This is a genomic window from Pantoea sp. paga (genome assembly GCF_007558755.1).
Lineage (GTDB): Bacteria > Pseudomonadota > Gammaproteobacteria > Enterobacterales > Enterobacteriaceae > Pantoea > Pantoea agglomerans.
Genome location: NZ_VLTF01000014.1, coordinates 17272 through 35830 on the forward strand (window position 1 = coordinate 17272; position 18559 = coordinate 35830).

18 protein-coding genes are annotated in these 18559 nt (G+C 57.1%); 6 read left to right on the top strand and 12 right to left on the bottom strand.

Annotated elements, in window-relative coordinates; translation table 11 throughout:
* Positions 1 to 414: 414 nt before the first annotated feature.
* The 5 genes from nrdF to FOV68_RS22835 all read right to left on the bottom strand — a co-directional run bounded on the left by nrdF (position 415) and on the right by FOV68_RS22835 (position 4772).
* Positions 415 to 1374: a class 1b ribonucleoside-diphosphate reductase subunit beta gene (gene nrdF, locus FOV68_RS22815; protein WP_143991641.1), complete on the bottom strand. Its 960-nt coding sequence runs from the start codon at positions 1372 to 1374 to the stop codon at positions 415 to 417.
* A gap of 8 nt (positions 1375 to 1382) precedes the next feature.
* Complete coding sequence (gene nrdE / locus FOV68_RS22820) at positions 1383 to 3521, bottom strand: class 1b ribonucleoside-diphosphate reductase subunit alpha (RefSeq protein WP_031594471.1); 2139 nt, start codon at positions 3519 to 3521, stop codon at positions 1383 to 1385.
* Positions 3491 to 3904 (bottom strand): class Ib ribonucleoside-diphosphate reductase assembly flavoprotein NrdI, encoded by a 414-nt coding sequence (nrdI, locus tag FOV68_RS22825; RefSeq protein WP_010257771.1) that lies wholly within the window; start codon positions 3902 to 3904, stop codon positions 3491 to 3493. The genes nrdE and nrdI overlap by 31 nt, the downstream gene beginning before the upstream one ends.
* A 4-nt stretch (positions 3905 to 3908) precedes the next feature.
* Entirely contained in the window at positions 3909 to 4151 is a 243-nt protein-coding gene (gene nrdH / locus FOV68_RS22830) for a glutaredoxin-like protein NrdH (RefSeq protein WP_143991642.1), read from the bottom strand.
* Between the two features lie 303 nt (positions 4152 to 4454).
* Entirely contained in the window at positions 4455 to 4772 is a 318-nt protein-coding gene (locus FOV68_RS22835; RefSeq protein WP_010257764.1) for a DUF883 family protein, read from the bottom strand.
* A gap of 153 nt (positions 4773 to 4925) precedes the next feature.
* Here FOV68_RS22835 and FOV68_RS22840 point away from each other — a divergent pair, with 153 nt between their 5' ends.
* From FOV68_RS22840 to FOV68_RS22855, 4 genes are all read left to right on the top strand, one after another.
* A complete protein-coding gene (locus FOV68_RS22840) occupies positions 4926 to 5261 on the top strand; it encodes a DUF2002 family protein (RefSeq protein ID WP_003850360.1) in 336 nt (111 codons plus the stop codon).
* Between the two features lie 135 nt (positions 5262 to 5396).
* Positions 5397 to 6806: an S-methylmethionine permease gene (mmuP, locus tag FOV68_RS22845; protein ID WP_039391412.1), complete on the top strand. Its 1410-nt coding sequence runs from the start codon at positions 5397 to 5399 to the stop codon at positions 6804 to 6806.
* Positions 6796 to 7731 carry a homocysteine S-methyltransferase gene (mmuM, locus tag FOV68_RS22850; RefSeq protein ID WP_143991648.1) on the top strand — a complete coding sequence of 312 codons (936 nt, stop codon included), beginning with the start codon at positions 6796 to 6798 and terminating at the stop codon, positions 7729 to 7731. Before mmuP ends, mmuM begins: the two co-directional genes overlap by 11 nt.
* 85 nt (positions 7732 to 7816) lie before the next feature.
* Positions 7817 to 8236, top strand: a complete 420-nt coding sequence (locus FOV68_RS22855) for a hypothetical protein (protein ID WP_010257757.1) — start codon at positions 7817 to 7819, stop codon at positions 8234 to 8236.
* Here the strand turns inward: FOV68_RS22855 and speG are convergent, their stop codons facing one another.
* The 6 genes from speG to FOV68_RS22885 form a co-directional block, all read right to left on the bottom strand.
* Entirely contained in the window at positions 8237 to 8782 is a 546-nt protein-coding gene (speG, locus tag FOV68_RS22860; RefSeq protein WP_003850356.1) for a spermidine N1-acetyltransferase, read from the bottom strand.
* Between the two features lie 262 nt (positions 8783 to 9044).
* Positions 9045 to 9722, bottom strand: coding sequence for an ABC transporter ATP-binding protein (locus tag FOV68_RS22865; protein WP_010257754.1), 678 nt, complete (start codon positions 9720 to 9722; stop codon positions 9045 to 9047).
* A complete protein-coding gene (locus tag FOV68_RS22870; RefSeq protein ID WP_031594057.1) occupies positions 9715 to 10545 on the bottom strand; it encodes an ABC transporter ATP-binding protein in 831 nt (276 codons plus the stop codon). The genes FOV68_RS22865 and FOV68_RS22870 overlap by 8 nt, the downstream gene beginning before the upstream one ends.
* A complete protein-coding gene (locus FOV68_RS22875; protein WP_010257750.1) occupies positions 10535 to 11392 on the bottom strand; it encodes an ABC transporter permease in 858 nt (285 codons plus the stop codon). Before FOV68_RS22875 ends, FOV68_RS22870 begins: the two co-directional genes overlap by 11 nt.
* The gene (locus FOV68_RS22880; RefSeq protein ID WP_031594058.1) at positions 11389 to 12441 is read right to left on the bottom strand and encodes an ABC transporter permease; all 1053 of its coding nucleotides are present in this window, start codon (positions 12439 to 12441) and stop codon (positions 11389 to 11391) included. The genes FOV68_RS22875 and FOV68_RS22880 overlap by 4 nt, the downstream gene beginning before the upstream one ends.
* The gene (locus tag FOV68_RS22885; protein ID WP_010257743.1) at positions 12441 to 14009 is read right to left on the bottom strand and encodes an ABC transporter substrate-binding protein; all 1569 of its coding nucleotides are present in this window, start codon (positions 14007 to 14009) and stop codon (positions 12441 to 12443) included. Before FOV68_RS22885 ends, FOV68_RS22880 begins: the two co-directional genes overlap by 1 nt.
* A gap of 658 nt (positions 14010 to 14667) precedes the next feature.
* On the opposite strand from FOV68_RS22885, the gene mgtA reads away from it, so the two are divergent.
* Together mgtA and mgtU are read left to right on the top strand one after the other, a co-directional pair.
* Complete coding sequence (mgtA, locus tag FOV68_RS22890; RefSeq protein ID WP_143991643.1) at positions 14668 to 17370, top strand: magnesium-translocating P-type ATPase; 2703 nt, start codon at positions 14668 to 14670, stop codon at positions 17368 to 17370.
* Positions 17371 to 17380: 10 nt separating this feature from the next.
* Positions 17381 to 17467 carry a magnesium transporter protection protein MgtU gene (gene mgtU / locus FOV68_RS24640; protein WP_368656836.1) on the top strand — a complete coding sequence of 29 codons (87 nt, stop codon included), beginning with the start codon at positions 17381 to 17383 and terminating at the stop codon, positions 17465 to 17467.
* Between the two features lie 66 nt (positions 17468 to 17533).
* On the opposite strand, the gene FOV68_RS22895 is transcribed toward mgtU, so the two are convergent.
* Positions 17534 to 18388 (bottom strand): PA4780 family RIO1-like protein kinase, encoded by an 855-nt coding sequence (locus FOV68_RS22895; protein WP_010257738.1) that lies wholly within the window; start codon positions 18386 to 18388, stop codon positions 17534 to 17536.
* Positions 18389 to 18559 lie beyond the last annotated feature (171 nt).

Consider the following 18559-nt stretch of genomic DNA (forward strand, 5'->3'; position numbering starts at 1 on the left):
TTATCTGACAACCCTGAAGTGGGATATTGACCGGCCGCGGGACATTCAGATGCCGATTATCTTCAGTGCTCACAAGGGATAAGCGCGGATTAATTTTTTGTGAAATTATTGGGGCTTTATTGGCATTTCAGCCGATTTGCCGTGTGAAAGGGAGAAAAACAAGCGTCACCAGGGTGAAATATTACGGAAATAATGGAGTCCGATGCAGGGAAATAATCACGCCTGAAACGATCATATTGAGTGGAATAATCGGGCGTAAAAAAAGGAAATGCGGGGTGGGTGAAAATCAATAAACGGTGAAATAGTCAGGCTGTGTTGCAGTGATAATTTTTTCTTATGATTAGTCGGGGTGGCGCGGCTGACGCGGCACTGCCAGTGAAAACCGGATGCTGAAAAAACAGCACCCGGTAACCCTCAGAAATTCCAGTCTTCGTCTTCGGTTTCGACCGCTTTTCCCATCACATAAGAGGAGCCTGAACCGGAGAAGAAGTCGTGGTTTTCGTCGGCGTTGGGCGACAGAGCCGACAGAATAGCCGGATTCACCGCTGTCAGCTCCGCCGGGAACAGCGCCTCGTAGCCCAGATTCATCAACGCTTTGTTGGCGTTGTAGTGCAGGAAGGTTTTCACCTCCTCTACCCAGCCGACATCGGCATAGAGCGCCTCGGTATAAGCCATTTCGTTCTCATACAGCGCCAGCAGCAGATCATAGGCGAACTGCTGCAGCTCTTCGCGGCGCAGATCGTCAGCGGCAGCCAGCGCCTGCTGATATTTGTAACCGATGTAGTAACCGTGTACCGCCTCATCGCGAATAATCAGGCGAATCAGGTCAGCGGTGTTGGTCAGCTTGCCACGGCTCGACCAGTACATCGGCAGCCAGAAGCCGGAATAGAACAAAAACGACTCCAGGAAAACGCTGGCGATCTTCTTCTTCAGCGGATCATCGGCCTGGTAGTGTTCCAGAATGATGCGCGCCTTGTTCTGCAGCGGCGCATTCTCTTCGCTCCACTGATAAGCGGCATCCACATCCTGGGTGTTACACAGGGTTGAGAAGATCGAACTGTAGGAGCGGGCATGCACCGCTTCCATAAAGCTGATATTCGACAGCACCGCCTCTTCGTGCGGGGTAATGGCATCTTCCATCAGCCCCGGCGCACCGATCACGTTCTGGATGGTGTCGAGCAGCGTCAGGCCGGTGAACACCCGGATGGTCAGCTGCTGCTGCTGTTTATCCAGCGTCTGCCAGCCGGGCAGATCGTTGGAGAGCGGCACTTTCTCCGGCAGCCAGAAGTTGCTGGTGAGACGATTCCACACCTCAAGATCTTTGTCATCCTGAATGCGGTTCCAGTTAATTGCCTGAATCTGTTTTAGTTTCATCGTTTTCATCACAGGGAGCATGAGACGCAGCCCTGAACCTCCGTGCCCTGAAGCGCCATCTGGCGCAGTCGAATGTAATAGAGCGTTTTGATGCCTTTTTTCCACGCGTAAATCTGCGCTTTGTTGATGTCACGGGTCGAGACATCATCGCGGAAGAACAGCGTCAGCGACAGGCCCTGATCAACATGCTGAGTCGCTTCTGCGTAGGTATCAATAATCGCTTCCGGCCCAATCTGATACGCATCCTGATAGAGATGGAGATTCTCATTGGTCATAAACGGCGCGGGATAGTAGACGCGGCCGGTTTTGCCCTCTTTGCGGATCTCGATGGGGGAGACAATCGGATGGATGCTGGAGGTGGCATGGTTGATGTAGGAGATTGAACCGGTTGGCGGGATCGCCTGCAGGTTCTGATTAAACAGCCCGTGCTGCATCACCGCGTCGCGCAGCGCCTGCCAGTCCGCCTGTGTCGGCAGCGTCAATCCGGCATCTGCAAACAGCGTCGCTACCCGTTCCGTGCGCGGCAGCCATTCGCGCTGCAGATACTTATCGAAGTAGACGCCGCTGGCGTACTGCGAATCCGCAAAGCCGTCGAAGGTCTGCTGACGCTCCTGTGCCAGCTGATTAGAGGTGCACAGCGCATAATAAGTGATGCAGTAGAAGTAGAGATTGGTGAAATCCAGCGCTTCCGGTGAACCATAGGCGATGCCTTCCCGCGCCAGATAGCCGTGCAGGTTCATCTGACCCAGGCCAATGGCGTGCGAACGGCGATTGCCTTCGGCGACCGAGGGCACCGAGCCAATTTCGCTCATCATCGACACCGAGGTCAGGGCGCGGATCGCCACATCCACGGTGCGCGCCAGATCGCGTGAATCCATGGCGTGCGCAATGTTCAGTGAGCCGAGATTACAGGAGATATCTTTGCCGATCCGGCGATAGCTGAGATCGTCATTGTACTCGCTGGCGCTGTTCACCTGCAGGATCTCAGAGCAGAGGTTGCTCATGTTAATGCGACCGGCAATCGGGTTACTGCGGTTCACGCTGTCCTCATACATGATGTAGGGATAGCCCGACTCAAACTGAATCTCGGCCAGCGTCTGGAAGAAGTCGCGTGGCTGAATATAGGTTTTACGGATGCGGTCGTCGGCCAGCATCTCCTCATATTTCTCGCTGATGCTGATATCGCCAAAGGCCTGGCCATAGATCCGTTCAACGTCGTAGGGCGAGAACAGCGCCATCGGTTTGTTCTCTTTTGCCAGCTGGAAGGTGATATCGGGGATCACCACGCCCAGCGACAGGGTTTTGATGCGGATCTTCTCATCGGCGTTTTCGCGCTTGGTATCAAGGAAGCGGAAAATATCGGGATGGTGTGCATTGAGCCACACCGCGCCAGCGCCCTGACGCGCGCCGAGCTGATTCGCATAAGAGAAGGCATCCTCCAGCATTTTCATCACCGGGATAACGCCCGACGACTGATTTTCAATACGTTTGATTGGCGCACCGGACTCACGCAGGTTCGACAGCAAAAAGGCGACGCCGCCGCCGCGCTTTGAGAGCTGCAGTGCCGAATTCACGGCGCGACCAATCGACTCCATATTGTCTTCGATGCGCAGCAGGAAGCAGGAGACCAGCTCACCGCGTTGCTGTTTGCCGCAGTTCAGGAAGGTTGGCGTAGCGGGCTGAAAACGGCCGCTGAGGATCTCCTCCAGCAGGGCCCGCGCAAGCTTTTCATCGCCCTGAGCCAGCGTCAGCGCCACCATGCAGGCGCGCTGTTCGAAGGTTTCCAGGTAGCGTTTGCCGTCGAAGGTCTTCAGGGTATAGCTGGTGTAGTACTTCCAGGCACCGAGAAAGGTTTTGAACTCAAATCCCCAATTTTCCGCCACCTCATGCAGCGCAAGCAGGAACGAAAAATCGTACTGGTTCAGCACTTCCGCTTCGTAATAGCTCTCTGCCACCAGATAGCGTAAACGCTCAGCGCAGCTATTGAAGGGGACGGTATTGGGTTGCACATGCTGCAGATAAAACTGACGTGTCGCTTCGCGATCCTTGTCGAACTGGATGCGGCCCTCGGCGTCGTAGAGATTGAGCATGGCATTAAGGGCGTGATAATCGAGCGTCACGCCGTTGAGGGTGTCTGTTGTTGCCAAAATTGGGTTACTCCCGCTTTAACTTTCGCGATATCGTCAGGCGTTCCCATCAGCTCGAAGCGGTAGAGGCAGGGAACCTGACATTTATTTGCAATGATGCTGCCCGCCAGGCAGTAACCGGCACCGAAGTTACGGTTGCCCGCTGCGATCACGCCACGAATACCGCGTCGGTTCGCCTCATCATTAAGAAACTGAATCACCTGACCGGGTACCGCACCGCGACTGCTGCCACCGCCATAGCTGGGCACGACCAGAATATAGGGCTGGTCGATATGCAGTTGTTGACGGGCATCAAGCGGGATGCGCCGGGCAGGCAGGCCGAGGCGCGTCACAAACCGGTGGGTGTTTTCCGACTGGCTGGAAAAATAGACCAGCGGGAACATGTGTTTACTCCCCGACAGCAGAAAGCGTGCGCAGAGTGGCGATTTTATCCGGGCGGAAACCGCTCCAGTGATCGTTATCTGCCATCACAACCGGTACCTGGCGGTAACCCAGTGATTTCAGGTTGTCGATCGCCTCGGGCTGGCTGTCGAGATTGATAAGCTGATAGGCGAGACCCTGACGGTCTATCGCATTTTTGGTTGCCGTGCACTGGACACAGTTATCTTTAGTGTAAATAATAATGCGCATGATTCGTATTTCCCTCTATATGCGGTTCTGATGTCAGGAAACAGAGCAGGAGGAGCAGGTTGCGGGCCTCATTCTGCCGGACATCTGGTGTCGTGCTGATGAGGTAAATACTAGATGTAGTGTTTTTGTGGGTCAAGCCCACCAGATATAGGGTTTTATGATTTGCATTTGCGCAACAGCGGCAAAGCCAGCAGGGATGCGCCCTGCAGCCTGGAAAAATTTTTTGTAAATGTCACCAGCCAGAAAAAGGGCATAAAAAAGCCCCGCACAGGGCAGGGCTCAGGGGATTTTCTGGAGCTTAGCTTAGCGGCGTGAAGCCAGCAGCACACCCACTACGATACCGAAAGCGGCACCGATACCAACACCGTGCCATGGCTTGTCATGGACATAGGTATCAACCTGCGCACTGGCATCACGCGCAACCTGTGAAACACGGTTGCTGCCGCCGTTCAGTCTGGAGCGGGTCTGTTTCAGCAGCTTTTCTGCCTGACTGCGTGCAGAATCGACTTCGTCTTTGGCGTCACTGCCGTAAGATTTCAGCAGCGCTTCCAGTGAATCGGCCAGTTCGTTAACATCCTGATTAATATCAATGTCATCGTTTTTTACAGTGCGATTAAACATTTTTTAGCTCCCTTTGATTTAAAAACGTAATACTAGTGTAGACGACCTTGAGATAAACGAGACGCGGGAGTGTTCTTTAGGGAAAATTCCGAATGCCCACTCTGTCATGCTGTTGTAAGGTTGCGAAGCTTTTGAAAGAGGAGAGGATCGAGCATGTATTTACGACCAGATGAGGTAGCGCGCGTACTGGAAAAAGCGGGTTTCGAAGTCGATGAAATTACCCCACGGGCCTATGGTTATCGCCGTGGAGAGAACTATGTTTATGTGAATCGCGAAGCGCGCATGGGGCGCATGGCACTCGTCATTCACCCGACACTGAAAGAGAAGAGCCAGCCGTTCGCTGAACCTGCTTCAGAAATGAAGACCTGCGATCACTACACCCAATTCCCTCTCTACCTGGCGGGTGATTCACAGGAACACTACGGCATCCCGCACGGATTTAGTTCCCGCATGGCGCTGGAACGTTATATTCAAAGCGTTTTCGGCTAACGCATCAGGCCCCGCCGCGACGGGGCACTGAACCGCCTTTACCTCCTCCCTGTTTCCCTGCCGTTGCAATTACCGGCTGTGACGCGTATAAAACTGTTCCTTATAGATGTTTAGACGTCCATACGGATAAAAGTGATGAGCGAACAGCCAACTCCCTCGCAGGAACAATTCAAACGCACCATGAAAGTGCGCCATCTGGTGATGTTATCGCTGGGCGGTGTAATCGGCACCGGCCTGTTTTTTAATACCGGCTATATCATTTCAACCACCGGGGCGGCGGGTACGCTGCTCGCCTATCTGATTGGCGCGCTGGTGGTCTGGCTGGTGATGGTCTGTCTGGGCGAACTCTCGGTGGCGATGCCGGAAACCGGCGCGTTCCACGTCTATGCCGCACGCTATCTCAGCCCGGCAACCGGCTACACCGTGGCCTGGCTCTACTGGCTGACCTGGACCGTGGCGCTCGGCTCCAGCCTGACGGCGGCGGGCTTCTGTATGCAGTACTGGTTCCCGCAGATCCCGGTGTGGATCTGGTGCCTGGTCTTCTGCTGTGCCATCTATCTGCTGAACGTCATCTCAACCCGCTTCTTCGCCGAAGGGGAGTTCTGGTTCTCGCTGATTAAGGTGGTGACGATCGTCGCCTTTATCGTGCTAGGGGGCGCGGCGATGTTCGGCTTTATCCCGATGAAGGATGGCACGCCCGCACCGGGCCTGAGCAACCTGACGGCGCACGGCTGGCTGCCCAACGGCGTTCTGCCGATTCTGATGACCATGGTGGCAGTCAACTTCGCCTTTTCCGGCACCGAGCTGATCGGTATTGCGGCCGGTGAAACCCAGCAGCCGGAGAAAGTGCTGCCGCTGGCGATCCGTACTACCGTGGCCCGGCTGATTATCTTCTTCATCGGCACGGTATTTGTGCTGGCGGCGCTGATTCCTATGGATCAGGCGGGTATCGTGAAAAGCCCGTTCGTGCTGGTCTTCGAAAAGATCGGCATCCCGTGGGCGGCTGATATTATTAACTTTGTGATCCTGACCGCTATCCTGTCTGCGGCCAACTCCGGACTCTATGCCTCCGGGCGGATGCTCTGGTCGCTGGCCAATGAAAATACGCTGCCGCGCGCCTTTGCCCGGGTGAATAAACGCGGCGTGCCGATGCTGGCGATCACCGTCAGCATGGTGGGTGGTTTGCTGGCGCTGGTCTCCAGCGTGGTCGCGCCCGACACGGTGTTTGTGGCGCTGTCGGCCATCTCCGGCTTTGCTGTGGTGGCGGTCTGGCTCAGCATCTGCGCTTCGCATTTTGTTTTCCGTCGTCGTCATCTTCAGCAGGGCAAATCGCTGACCGATCTGGCCTACCGTGCGCCGCTCTATCCGCTGACGCCGGTACTGGGTTTCCTGCTCTGCCTGCTGGCCTGTGTCGGTCTGGCATTCGATCCGACTCAGCGTATCGCGCTGTGGTGTGGCATCCCGTTTGTGCTGTTCTGCTATGCCGCTTACCATCTGACCCACAAATCATCCCCGAAGCCTGAGGAGGCCAATGATGTCGTATAACCCTGTCGCGCAGGCTTTAGCGGAGTCGCCACTGCTGATTCTGGATGGTGCCCTGGCCACTGAGCTGGAATCCCGCGGCTGTCATCTGGCCGATGCGTTATGGTCAGCTAAGGTGCTGATGGAAAATCCTGAGCTGATCTATCAGGTGCACTACGACTATTTTGTCGCCGGCGCGCGCTGTGCCATTACCGCCAGCTACCAGGCGACGCCGCAGGGCTTTGCCACACGTGGCCTTGATGAGGCGGAGTCACTGGCGTTGATCGCGCAGAGTGTCGAGCTGGCGCGACGCGTCCGTCAGGATTATCTGGCGGTCCGGCCCGACGCAAAAACGCTGCTGGTAGCGGGATCGGTCGGTCCCTATGGCGCTTTTTTGGCGGATGGTTCGGAATATCGCGGCGACTATGCGTTGCCGGAAGCGGAGATGATGGCGTTTCACCGCCCACGCGTGCAGGCACTGCTGGCGGCGGGTGCCGATCTGCTGGCCTGCGAAACCCTGCCTTCGTTTGCCGAAGCGCAGGCGCTGGTGAAGCTGCTGGCTGAATTTCCTGAAGGCCGCGCCTGGTTCTCGTTTACCCTGCGTGACGCCGGACACATCAGCGACGGCACGCCGCTGTCAGACGTCGTGAGCTGGCTGAATCAGCAGCCGCAGGTGGTAGCGGTGGGAATCAACTGTGTGGCACTTGAGAGCGTGACGCCTGCGCTGCAGCAGTTGCAGAAGCTGACCGACAAGCCGCTGGTGGTCTACCCCAACTCCGGCGAGCAGTATGATGCCAGCAGCAAAACCTGGCACTCAGCGCCATCAGGCTGCACGCTGCATGACAAGCTGGCAGAGTGGCAGCAGGCGGGCGCGAAGCTGATTGGCGGCTGCTGTCGCACCTCACCCAACGACATCGCGGCTATCGCCCGCGCTTGTCAACCGCAATAAGCTGGCTGAATCGGGCGATGATAGCCCGATTGAGGCGGAGAGGGCGGTCTACACTCTGATCACTGATCACTCTGTGGACCCCTTCATGAAACAGCGAATTCTGGCCCTGGCCGCCGCGCTGCTGCTTAGCGGCTGTGCCACCATTGTCGGCAATGAAACCCAACTGGTGCGCATCGACTCCTTGCCGCAGGGCGCGCGCTTTACCGTGCAGGATGAGCGTGGCTATGCGGTTGCGCAGGGTTTCACGCCGCAGACCGTTGAGCTGGAAAAATCTACCGGCCGCTATTTCGGCAAAAAGCACTACCTGCTGATGCTGGAAAGCCCGGGCTACGTGCCGGTCACGGTGCCTATCGAGGCACGCGCTAACCTGTGGTATCTGCTGGGCAATATCCCGCTGGGTGGATTCCCCGGCTGGCTGCTGGTCGATCCCTTCTATGGCGGCATGTACGACCTTAAGCCTGAACACCCGCGTCCCTTTATGAACCCGGTTGGCGCGCGCGGCTGATTACTGCGCGGTCGGCTTCACCATTCCGCCTGGCGTTTTATGGCGTTCCAGATACTGATGCTGGAAAATGCACATGCGGATGGTGTTGCGGTACTCCCCGTTGATGAAAAACTCATGTTTAAGCACGCCTTCGATCTCGAAGCCGAGCTTGGTGTAGATGTGGATCGCTTTTTCGTTCTCCTGATCGACAATCAGGTAGAGCTTGTAAAGATTCAGCACCGAAAAGCCGTAATCCATCGCCAGCTTCGCCGCCTGGGTTGCCAGTCCTTTGCCCTGATGGGCCGGATCGATAATGATCTGAAACTCGGCGCGCCGGTGCACATGGTTGATTTCCACCAGTTCCACTAATCCCGCTTTCTGCCCGCTGTGCTCGACCACAAAGCGACGTTCGGTCTGATCGTGAATGTGCTTGTTGTAGAGATCGGACAGCTCCACAAACGCCTCATACGGCTCCTCAAACCAGTAACGCATCACGCTGGCGTTGTTATCCAGCTGATGGACAAAGTGCAGATCTTCCCGCTCCAGCGGACGCAGTTTTACCGTCATTACCTTTTCCTCTCATGAAATAATGGTCGCGAGTATACCGCATCAGCCAGCCGCTGCGTTTTGCGCTGTCGCATTCGCGTGCCTGCTTCAGCCTGTAAAGGTTTACAGCGTCGCGTGGCAATCAAATGACTCAGGGGAAAACAATAGAGCGCCGTTCTGGCAATAGAGAGGATGAGGCTGAAGGTGGAAGAAGGAGATGTTACGGAAAGGCGCGGCGGATGCAGCAGCGCCGGACGGCAGGTGAACGCCGTCCGGCCTGATTTCAGGCAGAGATCTGTTCGATGATGCGACCCTGCGACATGTGCACGGCGCGATCGCACATGTGATCGATCACGTCGGGATCGTGGCTCACCAGCACCATGGTCAGGCCATCCTGCTGTTTCAGATCGTTGAGCAGATTGAGGATCTCCGCCTGCACTGACATATCCAGCGCCGACGTCGGCTCATCCAGCAGCAGGATCTTAGGTTGCAGCAGCAGGGCGCGCACGATGGCGACGCGCTGACGCTGACCGCCGGAGAGCTGATGCGGATAGCGATCCGCCAGGGCGGGATCGAGCCCGACGTGACGGAAGCCCTGATCGATACGATCGTTGATATTGTCGCGTTTCAGCAGCTTCAGCGGCTCGGCCAGCGTGCGACGCAGCCGGTGACGCGGATGCAGCGAGGCATAGGGATCCTGAAACACCATCTGCACTTCCTGACGCAGCGCGCCGGTGAAGGCTTTACCCGGCTGAACCTCGTGACCGGCAAGCTGCATCTGACCCTGCCAGTGTGGGTTCAGACCTGCCAGCACCCACAGCAGCGACGACTTGCCGCAGCCTGACGGACCCACCAGACCAAAACACTCGCCAGCGTTAACCTCAAGGTTAACCTCATGCACCACGGTGCGCAGCTCGTAACCCTGTTTGTGGGCGACGCTTAGATCCTGCAGCTTAATCATCATTCGCCTCCAGCGCAGCGCGATCCAGCACCGGTAATGTCTGTCCGTGGGTCGCTTTGCCCGGACGGCAGGCCCACAGCGTGCGGGTGTAGGGATGGGTAGCGTGCGGCAGATCGGCTGCGGGCAGCGTATCCAGCAATCGGCCTTTATACATCACCATCACCCGCTCGCAATGTTCTGAAACCTGTTGCAAATCATGGCTGATCAGCAGCAGGCCCATGTTGCGCGCCTCCACCAGACCGCGGATCAGCGCCAGCACCTGATCGCGCATGGCATGATCCAGCGCGGAGGTCGGTTCATCGGCGATCAGGAAGTCCGGATCGGTAATCAGGGCGATCGCCAGCATCACGCGCTGGCCCATGCCGCCAGAGAGCTGATGCGGATACTGCTGCATCAGACGACGCGGATCGGGCAGGCCGACCGCATCCAGCATTTCACACACTTTCTCTTTGCGCTCGGCACGGCTCAGGCGGCGATGCAGGATCAGCGGCTCTTCCACCTGCCAGCCAATGGTGCGCGTCGGGTTAAGGGCATACTTCGGGTCCTGCATCACCATCGCCACGCGGTTACCGCGCAGCTGGTTCCAGTGACGCTCGCTTAGCGTCAGCGCATTCTCACCGGCCACCTGAAGCTGGCTGGCCTGCAGATGCAGCGCAGGTGACAGTAAGCCCATCAGGCTGCGGGCGGTCAGTGACTTGCCGGAACCGGACTCACCGACCAGCGCCACACGTTCGCGGCCTACGGAAAAACTGATGTTATCGACCAGCAGCGCATCGTCGCTGCGAATGGTCAGCCCCTCGGCATGGAGCAGATTATTTTGCATGACGGGTATCCAGTCGGTCGCGCAGGCCATCGCCTGTCAGGTTAAAGGCCAGGCTGGCAAACAGAATCGCCGCGCCCGGTGCGGCAGCAACCCACCACTGATCAAAAATAACTTTACTGCCTTCGGCGACCATCGAACCCCATTCCGCCGTCGGCGGCTGAACGCCCATACCGAGGAAACCGAGCCCGGCCGCGGCCAGGATAATCCCGCCCAGGCTCAGCGCGGCGCGGACTACTGCCGTCGGCATGCAGAGCGGCAGGATATGACCGAACATCAGGCGAAAGCCCGTAATCCCCTGCATCCGCGCGGCGGCAAGGTAGTCGCTGCGGCGCAGTGCCAGGGTTTCAGCGCGTGCCTGACGGGCAAACGGCGGCCAGCTGGTCAGTGCCAGCGCCAGTGCGCCGTTCATCAGGCCAGGGCCGAGAATCGCCACCAGCGCCAGCGCGATCACCAGGTTGGGCAGCGACAGGAAGATATCGGTAATGCGCATCAGCAGGCGTTCGGTCCAGCCGCCCACGTAACCGGCGGTGATGCCGATCAGCAGCCCGGCCGGAATGGTCAGCACCAGAATCAGCGACACCAGCAGCAGGGTCGGACGCGCGCCGTAAATCACGCGCGACAGCAGATCGCGGCCAAAGCCGTCGGTGCCGAACCAGTGCTGTGCCGACGGCGCCAGCAGACGGCTCGACATGGTCTGCACGTTCGGATCGAACGGCGCAATCAGCGGCGCCAGCAGTGCCATCAGGATAAGAATCGCCACCAGCGTCAGCCCAACGGTTAACGAGGTAACGCGTTGCCGGCGACGGCGTGGTCGCAGCGTTTCGAGTTCAGAGAGTTGTTGCGTCATCGGGTTCTCGGATCGGTTAACCAGGTTAAAACATCCGCCAGGGTGTTAATCAGGATAAAGCAGCTGCCGATTAACAGGGTTGAGCCCAGAATCGCCGGCACATCGCCGGAGAACAGCGCATTGGTCATATAGCGACCCACACCTGGCCAGGCGAAGACGGTTTCAGTCAGCACCGAGCCTTCCAGCAGCGTGGCGTAGGAGAGGGCGATCACCGTGACCAGCGTGCCCAGCACGTTGGGGAAGATATGGCGCAGCAGGATGCGCACCCGACCCGCGCCTTTAGCACGCGCCAGCACCACATACTCTTTGCTGCTCTCTTCCAGCAGCGCAGCACGCAGCAGGCGGGTGATGCCCGCCATCGCCAGCAGGCCGAGGATCACCACCGGCAGCCAGAGGTGGGCAATCGCATTGCGGAACATCTCTGGTTCACCCGACAGCCAGCTGTCGATCAGCACAAAGCCGGTCTTCGGCTCCAGGGTATAAACCCAGATATCATCCAGCCGTCCCGGTCCGGCGGACCAGTGCAGCACCGCATAGAAGAGCAGCAGGCCCAGCAGGCCGAGCCAGAACACCGGCACCGAGTAGCCCAGCAGCGAGACAAAGCGGGCGAGGTTATCGATCCAGCTGCCCGGTTTCCAGGCAGCCAGCAGCGCCAGCGTCACACCGAACACCACCGCGAAGATCATCGCGCAGGTCGCCAGCTCGATGGTGGCGGGGAAGGTGGTCATCAGGTCGCCGCTCACCGACTGATTGGTGAGGCGGGAGACACCCAAATCGCCCTGCGCCAGATGTTCGACGTAGCGCCAGAACTGCATCAGTACCGGCTGGTCGAGACCCAGGTCATGACGCACCTGCTCATAGGTCGCTTCACTGGCGTGATCGCCGGCGATCTGCTGCACCGGATCGATCGGCGAGAGATGCGACAGCATAAAGGTAAAGGCGAGCAGGCCAAGCAGCGTGACCAGCAGCGACAATACGCTACCGATCAGGCGCCCGCCACGCTGCCAAAAAAGCCGGGCGAACCCGGCTGAAGAAACAGACTGTCTCATTACTTAGTGACCTGCGAGTAATACACCATGTCAGGGTTAATGCCCTGCACATAGCCTTTCAGGTTGTCGCGCAGGGCGATCAGGTTCTTCGCCTGCATCCCAATCACATACGGTGAGTTCTTCATCACTTCACGCTGCATCGCTTCATACAGCGCCACACGTTTCTTCGGATCGCTCTCGGCGGTCGCCGCAATCACCTGCTTGTTCAGCTCAGGAATGTGCCAGTCTGAACGGAAGGCGATGGTTTTGCTGCCATCTTCCGGATTGTAAGCAAACGAGGCGGCATTGGTGTTGGGATCGAAATAGTCGGAGCCCCAGGCGTTCAGCGTCGCTTCATATTTATGCGCTTTCACGTTGGTCGACACTTCGGAACTCAGACCTGGCACCACTTCCACTTTCACACCCGCTTTGGCGAAGCTGCCCTGCAGCGCCTGTGCGATATCCAGATAAGGCGGCTGGTTGCTGGTGGAGAGCTTGAAGGTGACGTTGTTCAGGCCCGCTTTCTTCAGAATCGCTTTGGCTTTTTCCGGATCGTAGCTGTATGGCGTGTCGTTTATCGCACCCAGGAAGCCCTTAGGCAGGAAGCTCTGATGCACGTCGAACTGACCTTTCAGCAGCTCACTGGCAATGCCTTTGTAATCCCACAGGTAGCGTGCCGCTTCCCAGAAGGCCGGGTTCTTCATCGTCTCGTTCGCGCCGATGTTGAACTGGATGTAGTAGAGCGACGCCATTGGAATCGCTTCCGTCTTCACGCCCGGTTTGCCGTTCAGCGCAGCAATCTGATCGGCACCCAGGTTACGGGCGATATCGGCATCACCCTGTTCCAGCAGCAGACGACGCGCAGCCGGTTCAGGCACGTTTTTGATCAGGATGTTCTTCATTTTTGGCGCGCCCGCTGGTGAGGTCGGGTTAGCGCTGAGCAGCACCACCTGATGCATCACCACTTTGCGGATCTGATACGGGCCGCTGCCCGCCGAGTGGGTGGCCAGCCAGGCGTTACCGAAATCGCCGTTCTTCTGGTTCGCCATCGCGGTTTTTTCATCAATGATCGATGAAACCGGAGCAGAGAGCAGGCTCAGGACGTAGGTCGGGCTGACGTTGGCGGTCCAGCTGATCTGCACGTGATTGTCGTCGACTTTCTTCAGGAAGCCATCGACGTTATCTTTGTTCCAGCCGAGCTGCGTCAGGATGAAAGAGGGATCGAGGTTCAGTTTCACCACGCGGCCCAGCGAGAAGATCACATCTTCCGGACGCAGCGGGTTGCCGGTAGAGAATTTCGCATCTTTGCGCAGTTCAAAGGTCAGGCTGCGATTGTCGCTGCCGGGCTGCCACGAGGTGGCCAGCGTGGGCTTCAGATCCACCGGATTCTGCGGGTCAGACTGTACCAGGCGCTGATAGATGTTCGTAAAAGCCTGAACGCTGGTCAGTTCAAACCCTTTGGCCGGGTCGAAGCTGTCGGCGTCGTCAGTTGATTGTGCAATCACCAGCGTATCTTTTGGTGTTGCGGCCTGGGCTGTGAAGGCGGCAGCCAGCGTCAGCGCCAGCAATGATGGAATTATAGTTTTCATGAAATTTCCTTGCCTCTGAAAAGTTACGCGAGTTTACGAAAGGGCCGATGCGAAGAATAGTCGAATATGGGCTAATCATATGCCAAAAGGTTATAAGCATTACCTGGCGGTTATAAGAAGATCGCCTCGCTGTTACCGAAGCGGCAACCTGAGCAGAAACAAAACCTCAACGAAACCGTTATTCAATACGTTATTGCTTTACCGAAGCCGGCCTCTCTTTATAATGGCGGCAGATAACTTCAGGAGAATTCAGTTGGACAGTCACCCGAGATTAACCTTTATTCTGGCAAGCTGAGTTTCCTCTGCTGCTTGCCAACCGGCGAGCAGCGATCCCCGCTTTAATTAACGATCGCGCTCCTTATTTTTAATCCTGCTATCACCAGGAGTGCGCGTTATGCTGCTGTTTATATTCGCTCTTTTTCCTCCGCCCCGTCTGGCGTAGCCCAGGCTGCGCCCAATCGCTGATATCAGACTTTTAAAACGCCGCGTATAACCGGTGTCAGGTAACCCTGCGCGTGTCATTATTTAGCGCGCCGGCGGAATAACCTGACTGTTTCTGAAAGTCACCCCATTAAATAACCCGGCCACGCCAGGTTTTATCCATGCACGTTATTTCCCGTGCAGGACAACTATTGCTTTAAATCAGGGAGATGTCGAAATGAGCGACATGAAACTGGAACAGGTTGCGATCACTTCATCCGGCAACCGTAATGATAAAAAAAGTAAAAAAATGTTTGCTGTGGCGCAGCAGGCAGACCAGCACATTGATATGACGCTGGCGAACCTGCGCAGTCAGCGTCAGGGTCTGACCCAGGCTGAAGCGGCGAAACGACTGGCTTTGTATGGCCGTAATGAAGTGGCGCATGAGAAAGCGCCACCTGCGCTGATTCAGCTGCTGATGGCATTTAATAACCCGTTTATCTACGTATTACTGGTCCTGGCGCTGGTGAGCCTGTTTACCGACTATATTCTGCCGCTGCGCGCCGGTCAGGAGACCGATCTCTCCGGCGTCATCATCATCTTCACCATGGTGATGCTGAGCGGGCTGCTGCGTTTCTGGCAGGAGTTTCGCACCAACCGTGCGGCGCAGGCACTGAAGTCACTGGTGCGCAGCCAGGTCACCGTGCTGCGGCGTGAGCCGGGCAGCGAAACCGCACAGCGTCAGGATGTGGATATGAGTGAACTGGTGCCGGGCGATATCATTCTGCTCAGCACCGGCGATCAGGTGCCTGCCGATGTCCGTCTGCTGAGTTCACGTAATCTGTTTATCAGTGAAGCAGTACTGACCGGCGAGTCGCTGCCGGTTGAGAAACATAGCAGCGATGCGGGTATCGATACCGAAGGTCAGACCGCCCAGGAGCGGCTGGCATCACCGAATATCTGCCTGATGGGCACCAGCGTGGCCAGCGGCACAGCCAGCGCAGTCGTGGTAGCGACGGGCGGTGAAACCTGGTTCGGCTCCCTGGCCTCATCGCTGACCGGAAGCCGTCCGCAGACCGCCTTTGACCGCGGGGTGAACAGCGTCAGCAAGCTGCTGATCCGCTTTATGCTGGTGATGGTCCCGGTGGTGCTGCTGATTAACGGCTTCACCAAAGGCGACTGGATGGATGCCACGCTGTTTGCACTGGCCGTTGCGGTCGGGCTGACCCCGGAAATGCTGCCGATGATTGTCAGCGCCAACCTGGCTAAGGGCGCGATTGCGATGTCACGTCGAAAAGTGATCGTTAAAAAGCTCAACGCCATTCAGAACCTCGGCGCGATGAATGTGCTCTGCACTGATAAAACCGGCACGCTGACACAGGACACCATCCTGCTGGCGCATCATCTGGACGCGCGAGGCAACGAAGATGCACAGGTGCTGCTGCTGGCATGGCTCAACAGCGGCAGCCAGAGTGGCGCGAAAAACCTGATGGATCGCGCCTTACTCTGCGCGGGCGACAAGGTCATTTCACAGTCTCAGCGCAGCCAGTTCCAGCTGATCGATGAGCTGCCGTTTGATTTTACCCGCCGTCGGGTGTCGGTGCTGGTGGAGGATCTGACTCAGCATCGTTCACAACTGATCTGTAAAGGCGCAGTGGAAGAGATGCTGGCCGTCAGCATTGCCGTGCGGCAGGGCGACACGGTGGTCGCACTGGATGCGGCACAGCGTGCGGCGCTGCTGGCGCAGACTGAACACTATCATCAGCAGGGTTATCGCGTGCTGCTGGTGGCAACCCGTGATGGCGAGCTACACGCGCCGCTCAGCGACAGTGATGAGCGCGATCTGATTATCCAGGGAATGCTGACCTTCCGCGATCCGCCTAAAGCCAGCGCGGGTAAGGCGATTAAAGCCCTGCGTGACAGCGGTGTGACGGTGAAAGTGCTGACCGGTGACAATCCGCTGGTGACGCTGCGGGTCTGTGCCGATGTCGGGCTGACCGATCCGGCGATGCTGACCGGCGATCAGATTGAGGCGATGAACGATGATGAGCTGGCTCAGGAAGCAGAGCGCTGCACCCTGTTTGCTCAGCTGACGCCGCTGCAAAAATCCCGTCTGGTGCGGCTGATGCGGCAGAACGGTCACACCGTCGGGTTCCTGGGCGATGGCATTAACGACGCGCCTGCGCTGCGGGCAGCCGACACCGGAATTTCCGTGGACAGCGCGGCGGATGTGGCGAAAGCCTCATCGGACATCATCCTGCTGGAGAAGGATTTACAGGTGCTGAATGAGGGTGTACTCAAAGGACGCGAGACCTTTGGCAACATCATCAAGTATCTCAACATGACCGCCAGCTCCAACTTCGGCAACGTTTTCTCGCTGCTGGTGGCCAGTGCCTTTATTCCGTTTCTGCCGATGCTGTCGATTCATCTGCTGATTCAGAACCTGATGTATGACGTTTCTCAGCTGGCGCTGCCGTGGGACAAGGTTGACCGTGAGTTTCTGAATAAGCCGCGTAAATGGGATGCCGGCAACATCAAGCGTTTCATGCTGTGGATGGGTCCGACCTCGTCAATTTTTGACGTCACCACCTTTGCGCTGATGTGGTTTGTTTTCGGCGCTAACCATGCAGGCGTGCAGTCGCTGTTCCAGTCCGGCTGGTTTATTGAGGGACTACTGTCACAGACGCTGGTAGTGCATATGCTGCGTACCCGGAAGATTCCGTTTATCCAGAGTCGCGCCACCTTACCGGTGATGCTGACTACGCTGGCGGTGATGGCGCTGGGCATCCTGATCCCGTTCTCACCGCTGGGTGCGATGGTCGGTCTGGTGCCACTGCCATGGCAATATTTCCCGTGGCTGGTGCTTACGCTGTTCAGCTACTGCCTGGTGGCGCAGGGCATGAAGCGTTTCTACATCCGTCGCTTTGGTCAGTGGTTCTAGGGAGGAGAAGATGAAAAAAGGCAGGCTCGATACGGTCTTTGTCGGCGTGATGATCATCGGCTTAACTCTGATTGCGCTGACGGTCATCGTGCGGTGATGGCGTTGTGATAGTGCGGTAAGTGAGAGGCAGCGAGGCGACTCGCTGCCTTTTTTATTGATGCAGTTACTCTTCGTCGCGCTCACGGCTGGCGCGCTGGCGCTCGTAATATTCATCTTCTGCGGTGATGATCTCATCCATCAGAGAATCCATATCGACTACGCGCTCCTCTTCCACAAACTTCCCGGTAAGCGGTGTTTCCGGCGTCAGCTTGCCATCTTCATAGAGCAGCCAGATCTCTTTGGCGTAGCGCGTCTTCAGCAGCTGCGGAGCGAACTGACCGTAGTAGGAGGTGATGTTGTCTACGTCACGTTCAAACATCGACTCGGCATGGTTATTGGCCGCCGCATCGACCGCCTGTGGCAGGTCGATAATCACCGGGCCCTGGTCATCCAGCAGTACGTTGAACTCGGATAAGTCACCGTGAACGATACCGGCACAGAGCATGCGGACGATGTTGCGGATCATGGTGTGGAAATCCGTGACCGCCTGCTCTTCAGACAGAGAGACATCGCTGAGACGTGGCGCGACCGAGCCATTGGCATCGGTCACCAGCTCCATCAGTAACACACCGTCGATGCAGAGATAAGGCTGTGGCACGCGAACACCGGCGTTCGCCAGGCGGAACAGGGCATCTACTTCGGCGGTCTGCCAGGACTCTTCCTGCTGCTTACGGCCGAACTTTGTGCCTTTCTGCATGGCGCGGGCGTTACGGCTGTTACGGGTTTTACGACCTTCCTGATACTGCACAGCCTGCTTGAAGCTACGCTGGGTCGCTTCTTTATAGACTTTGGCGCACTGCACCTTGCCGCCGCATAGCACGGTATAGACGTCTGCTTCTTTGCCGCTTTTCAGCCGCTGCAGGACATCGTCAATCAGGCCGTCATCGACCAGGGGCTGGATTCTGTTTGGGATTTTCATGCGGCTTTATACCTTATTTCACCCGCTTTTCGTATCACTTTGCGATGATGGAAAACATTGGCAATGACTGAACAAAGTTTCTAATTCTACCCTGGAAAGTCGCTTTGTGGGGATGAACCTTGATGAGCTGTGCTTTTGACCTTTGTTTTATCATAAACAATGGATTAGAGG

Excerpts from the sequence above, each read along its gene's own strand:
- FOV68_RS22835 (WP_010257764.1), bottom strand. The coding sequence starts at position 4,772 with ATGTTTAATCGCACTGTAAAAAACGATGACATTGATATTAATCAGGAT.
- FOV68_RS22875 (WP_010257750.1), bottom strand. The coding sequence starts at position 11,392 with ATGACGCAACAACTCTCTGAACTCGAAACGCTGCGACCACGCCGTCGC.
- mmuP (WP_039391412.1), top strand. The coding sequence starts at position 5,397 with ATGAGCGAACAGCCAACTCCCTCGCAGGAACAATTCAAACGCACCATG.
- FOV68_RS22865 (WP_010257754.1), bottom strand. The coding sequence starts at position 9,722 with ATGATTAAGCTGCAGGATCTAAGCGTCGCCCACAAACAGGGTTACGAG.
- FOV68_RS22885 (WP_010257743.1), bottom strand. The coding sequence starts at position 14,009 with ATGAAAACTATAATTCCATCATTGCTGGCGCTGACGCTGGCTGCCGCC.
- nrdI (WP_010257771.1), bottom strand. The coding sequence starts at position 3,904 with ATGTTCCCGCTGGTCTATTTTTCCAGCCAGTCGGAAAACACCCACCGG.
- FOV68_RS22880 (WP_031594058.1), bottom strand. The coding sequence starts at position 12,441 with ATGAGACAGTCTGTTTCTTCAGCCGGGTTCGCCCGGCTTTTTTGGCAG.
- nrdF (WP_143991641.1), bottom strand. The coding sequence starts at position 1,374 with ATGAAACTAAAACAGATTCAGGCAATTAACTGGAACCGCATTCAGGAT.
- mgtA (WP_143991643.1), top strand. The coding sequence starts at position 14,668 with ATGAGCGACATGAAACTGGAACAGGTTGCGATCACTTCATCCGGCAAC.
- mgtU (WP_368656836.1), top strand. The coding sequence starts at position 17,381 with ATGAAAAAAGGCAGGCTCGATACGGTCTTTGTCGGCGTGATGATCATC.
- mmuM (WP_143991648.1), top strand. The coding sequence starts at position 6,796 with ATGTCGTATAACCCTGTCGCGCAGGCTTTAGCGGAGTCGCCACTGCTG.
- speG (WP_003850356.1), bottom strand. The coding sequence starts at position 8,782 with ATGACGGTAAAACTGCGTCCGCTGGAGCGGGAAGATCTGCACTTTGTC.
- FOV68_RS22895 (WP_010257738.1), bottom strand. The coding sequence starts at position 18,388 with ATGAAAATCCCAAACAGAATCCAGCCCCTGGTCGATGACGGCCTGATT.
- FOV68_RS22870 (WP_031594057.1), bottom strand. The coding sequence starts at position 10,545 with ATGCAAAATAATCTGCTCCATGCCGAGGGGCTGACCATTCGCAGCGAC.
- FOV68_RS22855 (WP_010257757.1), top strand. The coding sequence starts at position 7,817 with ATGAAACAGCGAATTCTGGCCCTGGCCGCCGCGCTGCTGCTTAGCGGC.
- nrdH (WP_143991642.1), bottom strand. The coding sequence starts at position 4,151 with ATGCGCATTATTATTTACACTAAAGATAACTGTGTCCAGTGCACGGCA.
- FOV68_RS22840 (WP_003850360.1), top strand. The coding sequence starts at position 4,926 with ATGTATTTACGACCAGATGAGGTAGCGCGCGTACTGGAAAAAGCGGGT.